This is a genomic window from Microbacterium croceum (assembly GCF_023091245.1).
GTDB lineage: Bacteria > Actinomycetota > Actinomycetes > Actinomycetales > Microbacteriaceae > Microbacterium > Microbacterium croceum.
Window position 1 is genome coordinate 1,244,460 of record NZ_JAHWXN010000001.1, and the last position, 14,652, is coordinate 1,259,111.

At 69.1% G+C, this 14,652-nt stretch carries 14 protein-coding genes; 11 read left to right on the top strand and 3 right to left on the bottom strand.

Annotated elements, in window-relative coordinates:
- Positions 1 to 105 precede the first annotated feature (105 nt).
- Entirely contained in the window at positions 106 to 903 is a 798-nt protein-coding gene (locus KZC51_RS05830; RefSeq protein WP_247629067.1) for an SDR family NAD(P)-dependent oxidoreductase, read from the bottom strand.
- Between the two features lie 187 nt (positions 904 to 1,090).
- On the opposite strand from KZC51_RS05830, the gene KZC51_RS05835 reads away from it, so the two are divergent.
- The 4 genes from KZC51_RS05835 to KZC51_RS05850 all read left to right on the top strand — a co-directional run bounded on the left by KZC51_RS05835 (position 1,091) and on the right by KZC51_RS05850 (position 4,527).
- Entirely contained in the window at positions 1,091 to 2,707 is a 1,617-nt protein-coding gene (locus KZC51_RS05835; RefSeq protein WP_247629068.1) for a sodium-dependent transporter, read from the top strand.
- The gene (locus tag KZC51_RS05840) at positions 2,704 to 2,838 is read left to right on the top strand and encodes a methionine/alanine import family NSS transporter small subunit (RefSeq protein WP_247629069.1); all 135 of its coding nucleotides are present in this window, start codon (positions 2,704 to 2,706) and stop codon (positions 2,836 to 2,838) included. Before KZC51_RS05835 ends, KZC51_RS05840 begins: the two co-directional genes overlap by 4 nt.
- 111 nt (positions 2,839 to 2,949) lie before the next feature.
- Positions 2,950 to 3,813 carry an AraC family transcriptional regulator gene (locus tag KZC51_RS05845; RefSeq protein ID WP_247629070.1) on the top strand — a complete coding sequence of 288 codons (864 nt, stop codon included), beginning with the start codon at positions 2,950 to 2,952 and terminating at the stop codon, positions 3,811 to 3,813.
- 93 nt (positions 3,814 to 3,906) lie between these two features.
- The gene (locus KZC51_RS05850; RefSeq protein WP_247629071.1) at positions 3,907 to 4,527 is read left to right on the top strand and encodes a GyrI-like domain-containing protein; all 621 of its coding nucleotides are present in this window, start codon (positions 3,907 to 3,909) and stop codon (positions 4,525 to 4,527) included.
- Between the two features lie 2 nt (positions 4,528 to 4,529).
- On the opposite strand, the gene KZC51_RS05855 is transcribed toward KZC51_RS05850, so the two are convergent.
- A complete protein-coding gene (locus KZC51_RS05855) occupies positions 4,530 to 5,177 on the bottom strand; it encodes a LysE family translocator (protein WP_247629072.1) in 648 nt (215 codons plus the stop codon).
- Between the two features lie 82 nt (positions 5,178 to 5,259).
- Positions 5,260 to 5,652, bottom strand: coding sequence for a nuclear transport factor 2 family protein (locus KZC51_RS05860; RefSeq protein WP_247629073.1), 393 nt, complete (start codon positions 5,650 to 5,652; stop codon positions 5,260 to 5,262).
- Positions 5,653 to 5,739: 87 nt separating this feature from the next.
- Between KZC51_RS05860 and KZC51_RS05865 the strand changes: the two genes are divergently transcribed.
- The 7 genes from KZC51_RS05865 to sufU all read left to right on the top strand — a co-directional run bounded on the left by KZC51_RS05865 (position 5,740) and on the right by sufU (position 14,649).
- Positions 5,740 to 6,120, top strand: a complete 381-nt coding sequence (locus KZC51_RS05865; protein ID WP_247629074.1) for a winged helix-turn-helix transcriptional regulator — start codon at positions 5,740 to 5,742, stop codon at positions 6,118 to 6,120.
- A 114-nt stretch (positions 6,121 to 6,234) separates the two neighbouring features.
- A complete protein-coding gene (locus KZC51_RS05870; RefSeq protein ID WP_247629075.1) occupies positions 6,235 to 6,519 on the top strand; it encodes a hypothetical protein in 285 nt (94 codons plus the stop codon).
- On the top strand, positions 6,516 to 8,723 hold the full coding sequence (gene glgX / locus KZC51_RS05875) for a glycogen debranching protein GlgX (protein WP_247629076.1): 2,208 nt from the start codon (positions 6,516 to 6,518) through the stop codon (positions 8,721 to 8,723). The genes KZC51_RS05870 and glgX overlap by 4 nt, the downstream gene beginning before the upstream one ends.
- Positions 8,720 to 11,068 carry a malto-oligosyltrehalose synthase gene (treY, locus tag KZC51_RS05880; RefSeq protein WP_247629077.1) on the top strand — a complete coding sequence of 783 codons (2,349 nt, stop codon included), beginning with the start codon at positions 8,720 to 8,722 and terminating at the stop codon, positions 11,066 to 11,068. Before glgX ends, treY begins: the two co-directional genes overlap by 4 nt.
- Positions 11,065 to 12,840 carry a malto-oligosyltrehalose trehalohydrolase gene (gene treZ / locus KZC51_RS05885; RefSeq protein ID WP_247629078.1) on the top strand — a complete coding sequence of 592 codons (1,776 nt, stop codon included), beginning with the start codon at positions 11,065 to 11,067 and terminating at the stop codon, positions 12,838 to 12,840. Before treY ends, treZ begins: the two co-directional genes overlap by 4 nt.
- A 61-nt stretch (positions 12,841 to 12,901) precedes the next feature.
- A complete protein-coding gene (locus KZC51_RS05890; RefSeq protein WP_247629079.1) occupies positions 12,902 to 14,209 on the top strand; it encodes an aminotransferase class V-fold PLP-dependent enzyme in 1,308 nt (435 codons plus the stop codon).
- Positions 14,206 to 14,649 carry a Fe-S cluster assembly sulfur transfer protein SufU gene (sufU, locus tag KZC51_RS05895; RefSeq protein WP_247629080.1) on the top strand — a complete coding sequence of 148 codons (444 nt, stop codon included), beginning with the start codon at positions 14,206 to 14,208 and terminating at the stop codon, positions 14,647 to 14,649. Before KZC51_RS05890 ends, sufU begins: the two co-directional genes overlap by 4 nt.
- Positions 14,650 to 14,652 lie beyond the last annotated feature (3 nt).

Genomic DNA, 14,652 nt, shown 5'->3' on the forward strand with positions numbered 1-14,652 from the left:
AGAAACTGCCTATCGCCGCCGCTCCGCTCGTCGCTGTCCATGCCACAGCCAACATCGGCGGGCAGCAACGGTCACAGGCGAGGCAGCTGGGATGCGCGAGTGAGATCAGTCGCCGGGCGTCGCAGCGGAGGGTCGACGCCCGGCGATGCGATCGGAGAGCAGCTTGGCTCCCGCCGGCGAGGTGAAACCGCCGTCGACCGGCGCCTCGGCTCCCGTGACGTAGGCGGCATCATCCGACAGCAGGAAGGCGACGACCGAGGCGACATCGGCGGGGGAGCCGACGCGCTCGAGAGGGGTGAGCTCGAGCTGCGCCTCGCGCATCGTCGGAGGCGCGGATGCCGTCATCTCGGTCTCGATGAATCCGGGGTGCACCACGTTGACGCGGATGCCGCGAGGGCCGAGCTCCGTCGCCGCGGCGTGGACGAGGCCGCGCAGCCCCCATTTCGACGCGGTGTACGCGGCCGGGTAGTGGCCCATCAGCGCTGCCGAGGATCCGATGCAGACGATCGAGGACCCCGCCGTCATCAGGGCGCTCATCGTCTGGATTCCCCGCAGCGACCCGGTGAGGTTCACGTCCAGAACGCGCTGCCAGTCGGCGACGGCGATCTCACCGACACGTGCGCGGTGCGTGGTGCCGGCGTTGCTGACGAGCCCCTTCACCGGCAGCTCGCCGAACGTGTCGACGAGCCACGCGGCGAGAGCGTGCCACGACGCCTCGTCTGTCACGTCGAGGCGTCGGTAGGCGATTCCCGGCCGATCGAGTGCCTCGGACGCCGAGTCGTCGAGGTCGGTCGCGACCACCTGTACCGCGTGGGCAGCGAGGTGCTGAGCGACGGCAGCTCCCAGGCCCCTGGCAGCTCCGGTGACGATGACGACGGACCCGTCGCCGAAAGATGCGTGCATCTCTCCGATGCTACGCACTGCGCCGCGTCCGCCACGATGGCAGTGGTGATGCCGGGTATCCACCACGCTGAGGTCGCTCCGACGCGGCGGTCGATGGCGCGTGCGGCTCTTCTGCGGGTCGGTTCCGTTCCGCGGTCTTCGGCTCGGTCCCGATATCGATGGAACGCCATCCGGTAAGGTCGCGGTCATGGCGACCGCAACGACGCAGACACCACGACGCGAGGCCTTCGGGTCGCGGAACGTGTTCATCCTCTCGGCGATCGGCTCTGCTGTCGGGCTCGGCAACATCTGGCGATTTCCCTACGTCGCGTATGAAGGCGGGGGTGGGGCGTTCCTCATCCCGTACCTGTGCGCGCTGCTGACCGCCGGCATCCCGCTGCTGTTCTTCGACTACGCGATCGGTCACCGCTTCCGTGGCTCTGCGCCGCTCGCCTTCCGGCGGATGCATCGTGCGGCCGAGCCCCTGGGGTGGTGGCAGGTGCTCATCTGCGTGGTCATCGCCGTGTACTACGCGGTGATCATCGCCTGGGCGGCCATGTACACGTGGTTCTCGGCGCAGCTCACCTGGGGCCCGGGGAACGAGAACGACTTCTTCTTCACCGACTTCCTTCGCTCGGCCGACGTCGCGGAGGTCGGGGTGTCCACCGACTTCGTACCGCAGGTCGGGATCCCGCTCGTGGTCGTCTGGCTCGTCGTCATCGGCATCATGGCGCTGGGGGTCAAGCGCGGCATCGGGCGCGCGAACATGATCCTGATGCCGTTGCTGACGGTCATGTTCGCGATCCTCGTCGTGCAGTCGCTCTTCCTGCCGGGAGCGGCGGAGGGACTCGACGCCTTCTTCGCCCCGAACTGGGAGGCGCTGGCCGACCCCGCCGTCTGGGCCTCGGCCTATGGCCACATCTTCTTCTCGCTCTCGGTCGCCTTCGGCATCATGGTCACCTACTCCTCGTACCTGAAGCGCAAGACCGACCTCACCGGCTCGGGTCTCGTCGTCGCCTTCGCGAACTCGGGCTTCGAGATCCTCGCCGGCATCGGCGTGTTCGCGGCGCTCGGGTTCATGGCGCAGGCGCAGGGGACGGATGTCGCCGGAGTCGCGACATCCGGCATCGGGCTCGCGTTCATCGCCTTCCCGACGATCGTGTCGCAGGCGGCGGGCGGGTCGATCATCGGCGTGCTGTTCTTCGGCGCGCTGGTCTTCGCCGGCATCACCTCGCTGATCTCGATCCTCGAGGTCATCGTCGCGGCTCTCCAGGACAAGCTGGGCTGGGGGCGCATCCGCACGACGCTCACCGTGTCGATCCCGCTGGCGGTGATCTCGATGGCGTTGTTCTCGACGACGACGGCGATCTCCGTCCTCGACACCGCAGACGCGTTCGTCAACGCGTTCGGGATCATGGCCGTCGCCTTGGTCGCCGTGATCGTCGTCGCCTGGTTCCTGCACAAGCTGCCGACGTTGACCGATCACCTCAACCGGCGCTCGAGCTTCCCGGTGGGCAGGCTCTGGAAGATCCTGATCGGTGTGCTCGCTCCGCTGGTTCTCGGCTACCTCTTGGTCACGGGGCTCATAGAGAAGATCTCCGAACCTTACGGCGGCTACCCCTCCTGGTTCGTCGCGGTGTTCGGCTGGGGGATGGTGATCGCTCTGGTGATCATCGCCTTCCTGCTCTCCGCGTTGCCGTGGGGACGCCGTTCGCACGCGAAGGACGATCCCGAGTACGACGACTTCCTCGAAGAGGAGAGCTATCCCGCCGACCCCGAGACGGCAGCGGTTCCCGTGTTCACGGCGAAGGAGACGCGCGCATGACCACGACAGCCATCGTCATGATGATCATCGCCATGGTCACGGTCTGGGGCGGCCTGATCGCCGCGGTCGTCAACCTCGCCCGTCATCCGGAAGAGTCCCAGACCGAGCCGGCGCCGCCCGTCGAGCTCTGACGGCGCCTCGTCCTCTCCGGCTCCCGTCGGCGCGACCCGATCGGATCGGTCGCGAACGATCGGGTCTGCGGCCTACCCTCGTGACGACGATGGAGGGGTAAGGAGGACCGCATGATCGGAACGCTCAACGCCCTGGTCGATCTCGCCGAGCAACACACGGATGACGAGATCGACGTCGCGGTGTTCGCCCGCGAGCACGGCACGACGGAGTACCATCTGCGCCGGATGTTCTCGGCGCTGGCGGGCATGCCGTTGTCGGAGTACGTGCGTCGTCGCCGGATGACGCGCGCCGGAGCGGAGCTCGTCGCCGGGGCGCCCAGCCTGCTCGATGTCGCCGTGCGTCACGGCTACGGATCGGTCGAGGCGTTCGGCCGCGCGTTCCGGGCCGTGCACGGCATCGGGCCGGCGGATGTACGCCGAGACGGTGGTCCTCTCCGCACACAACCCACGCTCCGGTTCCGCCTGAGCGTCGAAGGGAGCACCCCGATGCACGTCACCATCACCACCCGACCCGAGCTCGTGCTCGCCGGACATGCAGCCACCGTGCCGCTGATCCACGAGGGCGTCAATCCACACATCCAGCAGCACATCGCCGGAATCCCCGCAGAGGAGCACGTCCGCCTGAAATCGCTCTCCGACGCCGAGCCCGGCGGCATCCTGGCGGTCACCGCAGACGTCGAGCCGGATGCGCCGGAGGGGTCGCCCCTCACCTACCTGCACGGCGTCGCGCTGCAGGCGTCCACATCGGTGCCGGACGACCTGGACCGGATGCCTCTGGAGGCCGGCGCCTGGGCCGTGTTCGCGTCAGAGGGCCCGTTCCCTGAGACGCTGCAGAACCTGTGGGCGGCGACCGCGACGGAGTGGTTCCCGTCGAACCCCTGGCGACTGCGTCCCGGCCCGTCGATCGTGCGCTACCTCGAGTTCACCGGCACGCACGCGTCGTGCGAGCTCTGGCTCCCGGTCGAACCCGCGTGAGATCCTGACCCGGTGGGCGCGTCCTTCGGGGACGGGCCCACCGGTGTCCGCGCCCCGTGCCACACTGGCCCCAGAAACAGAGGAGGCCACGGCATGGCGATCGATCTGAAGAAGTCCCTCGACGCGTATCAGGCGAAGAGGGGTGTCTTCCGCATCGTGGAGATCCCCGCGATGCGGTACTTGATGATCGACGGTGCGGGAGATCCGAACTCCGCGCCGGAGTACTCCCACGCCGTCACCGCGCTGTTCTCGCTGGCGTACACGCTGAAGTTCGCGAGCAAGAAGCAGCTCGGCATCGACACGGTCGTGATGCCGCTCGAAGGCCAGTGGCATGCACCCGACATGGAGTCGTTCACCACGCACCGCGACAAATCGGCCTGGTTCTGGACCCTGATGATCATGGTCCCCGACCACGTGACCGACGAGATGTTCGCGGCGGCGGTCGATGCGGTGGCGAAGAAGAAGGATGCCTCGCCGAGCCTGCCGTCGGTCAGGTTCGAGACGCTCGACGAGGGGCTCTGCGTGCAGACGCTGCACGTCGGCTCCTACGACGACGAGGCGCCTGTGCTCGCCGACCTGCACGACCGCTTCATCCCGGAGCAGGGCCTCGCGATGCGCGGGCTCCACCACGAGATCTATCTCAGCGATGCGCGCCGCGTCGAGCCGGCGAGGCTGCGCACGATCCTCCGGCAGCCGGTGTCGCGCGTCGGCTGAGGTCAGGCGGTCGCGGGCTTCTCGCTCCACACCAGCAGGAAAGCTCCGAGGCCGATCATCATTCCGCCGCCGGTCGCTGACATGGCCGAGATCCGCCGCGGCGAACGGCCGAACCAGTCGCGGGCCGCGCTCGCGAGCAGCACCCACACGGCATCGCACGTGACGCCGATGACGACGACGATCGAGCCGAGCACGAACAGCTGGAGCGGCACCGATCCGGCGTGCAGGTCGACGAACTGGGGGAGGATCGCCAGGAAGAACGCGATCGACTTCGGGTTGGTGATCCCCACGACGAAGCCCTCGAACAGCAGCCGCCACCCTGACTTGCGCTGCACCGCGCCGGTGACGGCGGCAGCAGCATCCTTCCGATGCCGGATCGCCTGGATGCCGAGGAACATCAGGTAGCCGGCTCCGGCGACCTTGACGATCGTGAACAGCACGACGGACTGCGCGATCACCGTGCCGACCCCGAGCGCGACCGCGAGCACCAGGATGATCGAGCCGACGGCTGTCCCCACGATGCTGAGGAACCCGCCGAACCGCCCGAGTGCGATCGCGCGTCCGATCGTGAACAGCACGGTGGGCCCGGGGATCACGACCATGATGAACGCCGCGGCGATGAACGCGAGGAGCGTGGGCGTGGCGATCATGAAGCGAGCCTAGGGGGTCGGCGGGCGCGAGTGACAGGGCCGGGTCGTGGACGACTGGGCGACCGCCCACGCCCCGGTGGTATCAGGCTGCGCCCCAGAACCGATCTTCCGCCGCCTGGTCCTCGCTGATCAGCCACACCTCGGCGATCTGCCCGTCCACGACGCGGAACACGTCGATACCGTGCTGGTCGAGATCCGGCTGGCCGGCACGCTGCGCGCGGAACCGCACGGTCGCCGACACGAGGTCGCCGCTCTCGGTGGCGGACTCGGTCTCGAGAGCGAACGTGCCGCCGCTGAGCTCCATGAACCGGCCCAGGTGCGCGAGGATCGCATCGGGTCCGACGTGGTCGCCCGAGACCTGGTTCGCGCCGGGCTGGTGCCACACGGCATCCGGGTGGAAGGTGGCGGCCAGAGCGGCCATGTCTCCTGCGGCCATGGCCGCTCCGTACTGTCCCACGACGTCGATCGCCGACATGATGTTCCTCCTGATGGCTCGGTATTCTGAGCATCCAGCGTCTCGATCGGGGCGTGGTTACTTCAACGTCACCGGATGGAGCGATGCATGGGCGCCGGGTGGACCGTGTTCTCGGCCAAGTGCCCGTCGCGCGCCTCGCTCGCCCGGATCGCCAACAAGTGGACCGCGATGATCGTGGTGCTCCTGCACGAGGAGCCGCTGAGGTTCGGGGAGCTGCATCAGCGCGTGGACGGCATCGCGAAGAAGGTGCTCGCCGACACCCTCCGCGCCCTGGAGCGCGACGGCATGCTCACACACGGCGTCGACCCCGATGGCCATGCGCGGTACCGTCTCACCCCGCTCGGCCGCACCCTGCACGAACCGCTCCAGGCGCTGCAGGTCTGGGCGGAGTCCCACGTGGATGAGGTGCGCGAGGCGCAGGACCGCTACGACGAAGCGGCCGACGAGCGCGTGCTCGACGGCCGCTGATCGCCCCGGCGATGTTTCCGGATGGTAACCGCTGTGTGACCGTTCTGGCAACGCCGTTCTCTTGATCGATCTGTGCGTCTAGCGTGGGCGGCACCGACGAAAAGAGGAGTCCGCATGTCTGCGAAAGCCCCCATCGCTCCTGAATTCGACTCAGAGTGCCCTGCCGACCAGGTGGAGGAGCACGCTGCCCCTGACACACCGCACACGGAACGCGTCGATCTCGACCGCTACGTCGTGGTCACGGACGCAGCGATCGGCTACGTGGAATGGGTGGCGCCGGTGTTCGTCTGCTACGCGGGGCACCCGTATCGGAACTCCGAGGAGATCGCGCAGACGCATGGGTTCGACGAGGCTGTGAAGCTGGTCCTCGACCACGCCTCCCGGAAACGCGCTCTGTGAGCCACGAGGTCTGGCCAGGATCCCCGTATCCGCTGGGTGCGACTTTCGACGGGCAGGGCACGAACTTCGCCCTGTTCAGCGAGGGCGCGGAGCGGGTCGAGCTGTGCCTGTTCGACGAGCACGGCGAAGAGGAGCGTGTGCCGCTCTCGGAAGTGGATGCGTTCGTCTGGCACGGATACCTGCCCTCCGTGCAGCCGGGACAGCTCTACGGGTACCGCGTGCACGGTCCGGCCGAGCCCGCCGAGGGCAAGCGCTTCAACGCCAACAAGCTGCTGCTCGACCCCTACGCCAAGGCGGTCGCCGGCGACATCGAATGGGGGCAGTCGCTGTTCGGGTACGACTTCGGCGACCCCGACTCGCGCAACGACGACGACTCCGCCGAGGCGATGGCCAAGGGCGTGGTGATCAATCCGTTCTTCGAGTGGGCGGGCGACCGTCTGCCGAAGACCCCGTACGCGCAGACCGTGATCTACGAGGCGCACGTGAAGGGGCTCACCTTCACCCACCCCGACATCCCCGAGGATCTGCGCGGCACGTACGCCGGCGTCGCGCACCCCGCGATCATCGAGCACCTCGTGCATCTGGGCATCACGGCCCTCGAACTGATGCCGGTGCACCAGTTCGTGAACGACTCGACGCTGCAGGAAAAGGGTCTGTCGAACTACTGGGGCTACAACACGCTCGCCTTCTTCGCCCCGCACGCGCCCTACTCCTCGAGCGGCCAGCATGGACAGCAGGTGCAGGAGTTCAAGGCCATGGTGCGCGCGCTGCACGCCGCGGGTATCGAGGTCATCCTCGACGTCGTCTACAACCACACCGCGGAGGGCAATCACCTCGGTCCGACGTTGTCGATGCGAGGTATCGACAACGAGGCGTACTACCGCCTCGAGGAGGACCGCCGCTACTACACCGACTACACCGGCACCGGGAACAGCCTCAACGCCGGGAGCCCGCACGCGCTGCAACTGCTCATGGACTCGCTGCGCTACTGGGTCACGGAGATGCATGTGGACGGCTTCCGCTTCGACCTCGCATCGACCCTGGCCAGGGAGTTCTACGACGTCGACCGCCTGTCGACCTTCTTCGAGCTCGTGCAGCAGGATCCGGTGGTGTCACAGGTCAAGCTCATCGCCGAGCCCTGGGACGTCGGGCCCGGCGGGTATCAGGTCGGCAACTTCCCTCCGCAGTGGACGGAGTGGAACGGCAAGTACCGCGACACCGTCCGCGATTTCTGGCGCGGCGAGCCGCAGGCGCTGGGCGAGTTCGCGTCACGTCTGACCGGATCCGCCGACCTGTACGAGCACTCCGGTCGCCGCCCCGTGGCATCGATCAACTTCGTCACCGCGCACGACGGGTTCACCCTGCGCGACCTGGTCTCGTACGACGAGAAGCACAACGAGGCGAACGGCGAGGACAACAACGACGGCGAATCGCACAACCGCTCCGACAACCAGGGAGTGGAAGGGCCGACGGACGACGAGCAGATCAACCGGCGTCGAGCGCGCCAGCAGCGCAACTTCCTCGCGACGCTGCTGCTGTCGCAGGGCGTGCCCATGATCGCGCACGGCGACGAGTTGGGGCGCACGCAGGGCGGCAACAACAACGGCTATGCGCAGGACAACGAGATCACCTGGATCGACTGGGAGTCCGCGGATGCGCCGCTGATCGAGTTCACCGCGGCGGTGGCGCGCCTGCGGCGGGCACATCCGACGTTCCGACGCAGCCGATTCTTCAACGGTCGCCCGGTGCGCACGGACGACGGTGAGCGCGTGCCCGACGTGGCCTGGCTGCGCCCGGATGCCGCGCCCATGGCTCCGGAGGACTGGGATTCGGGGTTCGGTCTCGCTGTGGGGATGTTCCTCAACGGGGGAGGGATCCGCGAGCGGGATCTGCGCGGGCGGCCGGTCACCGATGTGAACTTCCTCGTGTACTTCAACAGCGGCGACGAGGTCGAGATCACGCTTCCGGATGACCGCTACGCGCCGCGCTGGCAGGTCATGGTCGACACCGCCGGCGAGCACGGGAACGAGCCGGCGCTCGCCGCGGGGGCAGAGTTCACGCTCGATGCGCGGGCTCTCGTGGTGCTGCGCGCGACCGATGGGGAAGAGGTCGTGCCCGATGACTCGGTCGACGCGTCGCTGCGCATCCAGACCGAGCAGGCCGGCATCGCCTCTCCTGCACCGACAGCGGAGCACCGCGCATGACGTGGCGACCGCTGTCCACGTATCGGCTGCAGATCCGTTCGCAGCTCACGCTCGACGACGCCGCCGGTCTGGTGCCGTACCTCGCCGACCTCGGCGTCTCCTGGGCGTACCTGTCGCCGCTGCTGGCCGCCGTGACGGGTTCCGATCACGGCTACGACGTGGTGGACCACTCCCGCGTCGATCCCAGCCGCGGCGGAGAGGCCGGGCTGCGCCGGTTCGCCGACGCCGCGCATGAGGCGGGACTCGGCGTGCTCGTCGACATCGTGCCCAACCACGTGGGGGTCGCGGTGCCGCGCGAGAACCCCTGGTGGTGGGACGTGCTGCGCCTGGGCCGCGGGTCCCGCCACGCCACCGCGTTCGACATCGACTGGCGCCATGGGAACGGCAAGCTCCGGTTGCCGATCCTCGGATCGGTCGTCGAGGCCGCACTCGACAACGGCGACTTCGTGGTCGACACGCGTGCATCCGACGACGCCCCCGACGGCACGCTGTCGTACTTCGAGCATGTGCTGCCGCTCGCCCCCGGATCGGGGGAGCTGGCATCCGACCTGCCGGCGCTGCTGGCCGCCCAGCACTACGAGCTGCGGTTCTGGCAGGACCAGAACGCCGAACTCAACTACCGTCGCTTCTTCGCGGTATCGGAGTTGGCGGGCATCCGCGTGGAACTGCCCGACGTGTTCGCCTCCTCGCACCGCGAGATCGTGCGGTGGATCACCGAGGGGCTGGCAGACGGCATCCGCGTCGATCATCCTGACGGTCTCGCCGACCCCGGTGCCTACCTGGAAGAGCTCGCCGGCGCGACGGGGGCCGTGTACACGCTGGTCGAGAAGATCCTCGAGCCGGGGGAGGCGCTGCCGTCGTGGTGGCGCACCGATGGGACCACCGGGTACGACGCGCTCGGCGAGATCGACCGCGTGCTCATCGATCCCGACGGCGTCGCGGCGCTGTCGAACCTGGATGCGCGCCTGCGCGCCGAGACCGGGCTCGCCGAGGCGCAGAGCTGGCCTGAGCTCATCCACACGACCAAGCGGATGATCGCCGATGGGCTGCTGCAGTCCGAGATCCGTCGACTCGTGCGCAGCCTTCCCTACGGGGTCGTGGGCGCCGAGGATGCGCTGGCCGAACTGGTCGCCTGCTTCCCGGTGTATCGCGCCTACCTTCCGGCCGGGCGCGAGCAGCTGCGCGCGGCGTTCGCGGCGGCACGGGAACGGCGTCCCGACCTCGCGGACGCCTTCGACGAACTTCGACCCCTGATCGTGGACGAGCGCACCGAGGTCGGCGTCCGGTTCCCGCAGACGACGGGTGCCGTGATGGCGAAGGGCGTGGAGGACACCGCGTTCTACCGCTGGACGCGGCTCGGCACCCTGACCGAGGTGGGCGGCGACCCCTCGATCGCCGCGCTGTCGACAGCCGAGTTCCACGATGCGCAACAGGCGCGACTGGCATCCTGGCCGCACGCGATGACGACCCTCTCCACGCACGACACCAAGCGCTCAGAAGACGTGCGCGCCCGCCTGAGCGTGCTGTCGGAGATCCCGGAACGCTGGTCGGAGGTGCTGGGGGAACTGCGCGCGATCGCGTCCACCGGTCATGGCCCGCTCGACGCCCTGCTCTGGCAGGCCGTGGTCGGAGCGTGGCCGATCGGACCGGATCGTGTGCTCGCCTATGCGCAGAAGGCCGCGCGGGAAGCAGCGGAGGCGACGGGGTGGCAGCATCCCGACGCGGTCTTCGAGAAGGGGTTGGCGGCGATCGCCGATGCTACCGGGGGAGCTGCGCGCACCACGGTGGAGCGCTTCGTCGCCGAGATCGACGGCTTCGGCCGCTCGAACTCGCTGTCGGCCAAGCTGCTGCAGCTCGCGGGCCCCGGCGTGCCGGATGTGTATCAGGGCACCGAGTTGTGGGACCACTCGCTGGTCGATCCCGACAACCGTCGCCCGGTCGACTTCGCGGCGCGGGCGCGTCTGCTGCGCGAACTCGACGGGGACGTCGCCCGCGGTGTGCTGCCGCCGATCGACGACTCCGGACGGGCGAAGCTGCTCGTCACCTCGCGCACGCTCCGGCTGCGCCGCGACAACCCCGAGCTGTTCGCGCTGTACCGCCCTGCGGTCGCGGCGGGCCCGGCATCCGCTCATGCGGTCGCGGTGGACCGAGGAGGTGTGACGGTGGTGGCGACGAGGCTGCCCGTCGCGCTCGCGCGGCTCGGCGGATGGGGTGAGACACAGCTCCTGCGCCGCGACGTCGCCGCGGTCGACGCGCTGACCGGCCGCCGGATCGAGCCGGGACCGGTGCGGCTGGCGGAACTGCTCGCGGACTATCCGGTGGCGCTGCTGGTGGACGATCGATGATCGAGGTGTGGGCTCCCCGCGCGCGACGCATGCGGGTGCGCACTCTGACCGATGACGGTGCACTGATCGCCGAGCATGAACTCAGTGGTCCTCGTGCGCGCGACGGCGTCGCCGGCTGGTGGTCGGTGGATCTCGATCTGGATGAGGGCGAGCGCTACGGCTTCCTGATCGACGACGGCGATCACGTGCGCCCGGATCCGCGCTCACGACACCAACCGGACGGGGTGCACGGCCCGTCCGCGGTCTTCGATGCGCACCGATTCGCCTGGACGGACGGCGCATGGACGGGGCGCCAGCTCGCCGGCGGCGTGCTCTACGAACTGCACATCGGCACGTTCACCCCCGACGGCACCCTCGACGCGGCGATCGGCAAGCTCGACCACCTCGCAGCGCTCGGCACCACCCACGTGGAGCTGCTGCCGGTCAATGCGTTCAACGGCGTATGGAACTGGGGCTACGACGGCGTGCTCTGGTACGCCGTGCAGGAGAGCTATGGCGGCCCGCGCGCGTATCAGCGGTTCGTGGATGCCGCGCACGCCAGGGGCCTCGCCGTGATCCAGGACGTGGTCTACAACCACCTCGGCCCCAGCGGCAACTACCTGCCGGAGTTCGGGCCCTACCTGCGCGCGGGCGAGGGTAACCCCTGGGGCGACTCCGTGGATCTCGGCGAGACGGCGGTGCGCGAGTACGTCCTCGACAATGCCGAGATGTGGATGCGGGACTTCCATGTCGATGGTCTGCGGCTCGATGCCGTGCACGCGCTGCACGACGAGTCGCCCACGCACATCCTGCAGGAGCTCGCGCAGCGCACCGATGCACTGTCGGCCCGGCTGGATCGGCCGCTGAGCCTGATCGCCGAGTCCGATCTGAACGACCCGACGCTGATCCTGCCGCGCGAGGCGGGCGGCTTCGGGCTGACGGCGCAGTGGTCCGACGACTGGCACCACGCCGTGCACGTGGCGCTGACGGGGGAGACCACGGGCTACTACGCCGATTTCGCCGCGGCAGATGCCGTGCCCAAGGTGTCGCGACACGGCTTCTTCCACGACGGGACGTACTCGTCGTTCCGCGGCAGGGCGCACGGCAGCCCGATCCCCGACGCGGTGCCGGGCTGGCGGCTGGTCACCTTCGCGCAGGATCACGACCAGGTCGGCAACCGGGCCGCGGGCGACCGCCTCTCCGCGGCCTTGTCGCCCGCCCGACTCGCGGTCGCCGCCGTGCTCACCCTGACGGCGCCGGGAACGCCCATGCTTTTCATGGGCGAGGAGTGGGGTGCGTCGACGCCGTGGCAGTTCTTCACGTCGCACCCCGAGTCGGAGCTCGCCCGCGCCGTACGCGAAGGTCGGGTGGCCGAGTTCGCACGGATGGGATGGGATCCCGCCGATGTGCCCGACCCCCAGGACCCGGCGACGTTCGAGCGCTCGCACCTGGACTGGAGCGAGAAAGATGCCCCCGACCACGCCGCGCTCCTGGCTCTGTATCGCGACCTGATCGCGCTGCGGCGCACGCGCCCCGAGCTCACCGATCCCGACATGACCCGCACGCACGCGACCGTGACGGCGGACGACGGCGACGATGATCCGAGCCTGCGTGCGTACCGGATCGATCGGGGCCCCTGCGCGGTGCTGGTCAACCTCACCGCGAATGCTGTCGCCTTCGACATCGACCCCGACGACGCCGTGCTGCTGGCCACGGCCGCCGTGACTCCGGCTGCCGGTCGGCTCCTGGTCCCGTCCGAGGCGGCGGTCGTGGTGGGGCCGCCGCTACCCTGAACACGGACGCGGGGCGAGACGTCGCGACCCGCACCTCGTCGCCAGATGAGAAGCTAGAAGGATGAGCGTCACCCCTGCTGCCGACGTCCTCGCACCGCTGAGCGAAGACGAGGTTCGGCGCATCCGCGAAGACTTCCCGATCCTGCAGGCCCAGGTGAACGGGCATCCGCTGGCCTACCTCGACTCCGGTGCGACCTCGCAGCGCCCCTTCGCTGTGCTGGATGCCGAGCGCGACTACGCCTCGACCACGAACGCCGCCGTGCACCGCGGTGCGCACACCCTGGCTGCCGAGGCCACCGAGCTGTTCGAAGACGCGCGGGCCACGGTCGCCCGCTTCCTCGGTGCCGACGACGACGAGATCGTCTGGACCTCGAACGCGACCGAGGCGATCAACCTGGTCGCCTACTCGCTCTCGAATGCCTCGCTGGGGCGGGGCGGGGCGGAAGCCGACCGTCTCCGGCTGCGTGAGGGCGACGAGATCGTCACGACCGAGATGGAGCACCACGCCAACCTGATCCCCTGGCAGGAGCTCGCCGCGCGCACCGGAGCGACGCTGCGCGTGATCCCGCTCGACGACGAGGGGGCGCTCCGACTCGACGAGGCCGCCGCGATGATCGGCGACCGCACGAAGATCGTCGCCGTCACGCACGTCTCGAATGTGCTGGGCGTGATCAACCCGGTCGAACAGATCATCGCGCTCGCGCGTCAGGTCGGCGCCCTCGTGCTGCTCGACGCCTGCCAGTCCGCCCCTCACCTGCCGCTCGACGTGCGCGCCCTCGACGTCGACTTCGCGGTGATCTCGGGCCACAAGATGCTCGGACCCACCGGCATCGGCGCGCTCTACGGTCGCCGCGAACTGCTCGCCGCGATGCCGCCGTTCCTGACCGGCGGATCGATGATCACGACCGTCACCACGACGCAGGCCGAGTACCTGCCGCCGCCGCAGCGCTTCGAGGCGGGTACGCAGCGGGTGTCGCAGGCGATCGCGCTCGCCGCGGCGGTGGACTACCTCACCGCGGTCGGCATGCCGCGCATCGCCGCCCATGAGGCTGCCTTCGGTCGCCGCCTGGTCGAGGGACTGCGCGCGATCGACGGCGTGCGCGTACTCGGCGCCGGCATCGAGCTGCCGCGCGTGGGGCTCGCGAGCTTCGACGTCGACGGCATCCACTCTCATGATGTCGGACAGTTCCTCGACGATCGCGGCATCGCGGTGCGCGTGGGGCACCACTGCGCGCAGCCGCTGCACCGCCGACTCGGCATCACCTCGTCCACGCGGGCGAGCACCTATCTCTACACGACCGAGGCCGAGGTGGAGGCCGTGATCGACGGCGTCGCCGCGACCATCGACTTCTTCGGAGTGCACGCATGACATCCGGCGACCTGCAGAACCTGTACCAGGAGCTCATCCTGGATCATTCGCGCACCCCGCACGGCTTCGGTCTGCGCGAGGCCGTCGCGGCGCAGTCGCACCAGGTCAACCCGACCTGTGGCGACGAGGTCACACTGCAGGTGCACCGCGCGGCCGACGGCACGGTCGAGGCGATCGCCTGGGAGGGGCACGGCTGCGCGATCTCGCAGGCATCGGCGTCTCTGCTGGCCGAGCTCGCCGAAGGACTCTCGGTGGCGGACCTGGAAGTGCGCATCGATGCGTTCCGGGAGGCGATGCGCTCGCGCGGCAAGATCGAACCCGACGAGGAGTTGCTCGGAGATGCGGCAGCGCTGGGCGGGGTCTCCCGCTATGTCGCACGGGTGAAGTGCGCGATGCTCGCCTGGGTGGCCGCGGAGGACGCGCTGCACAAGTCGGCCTGATCG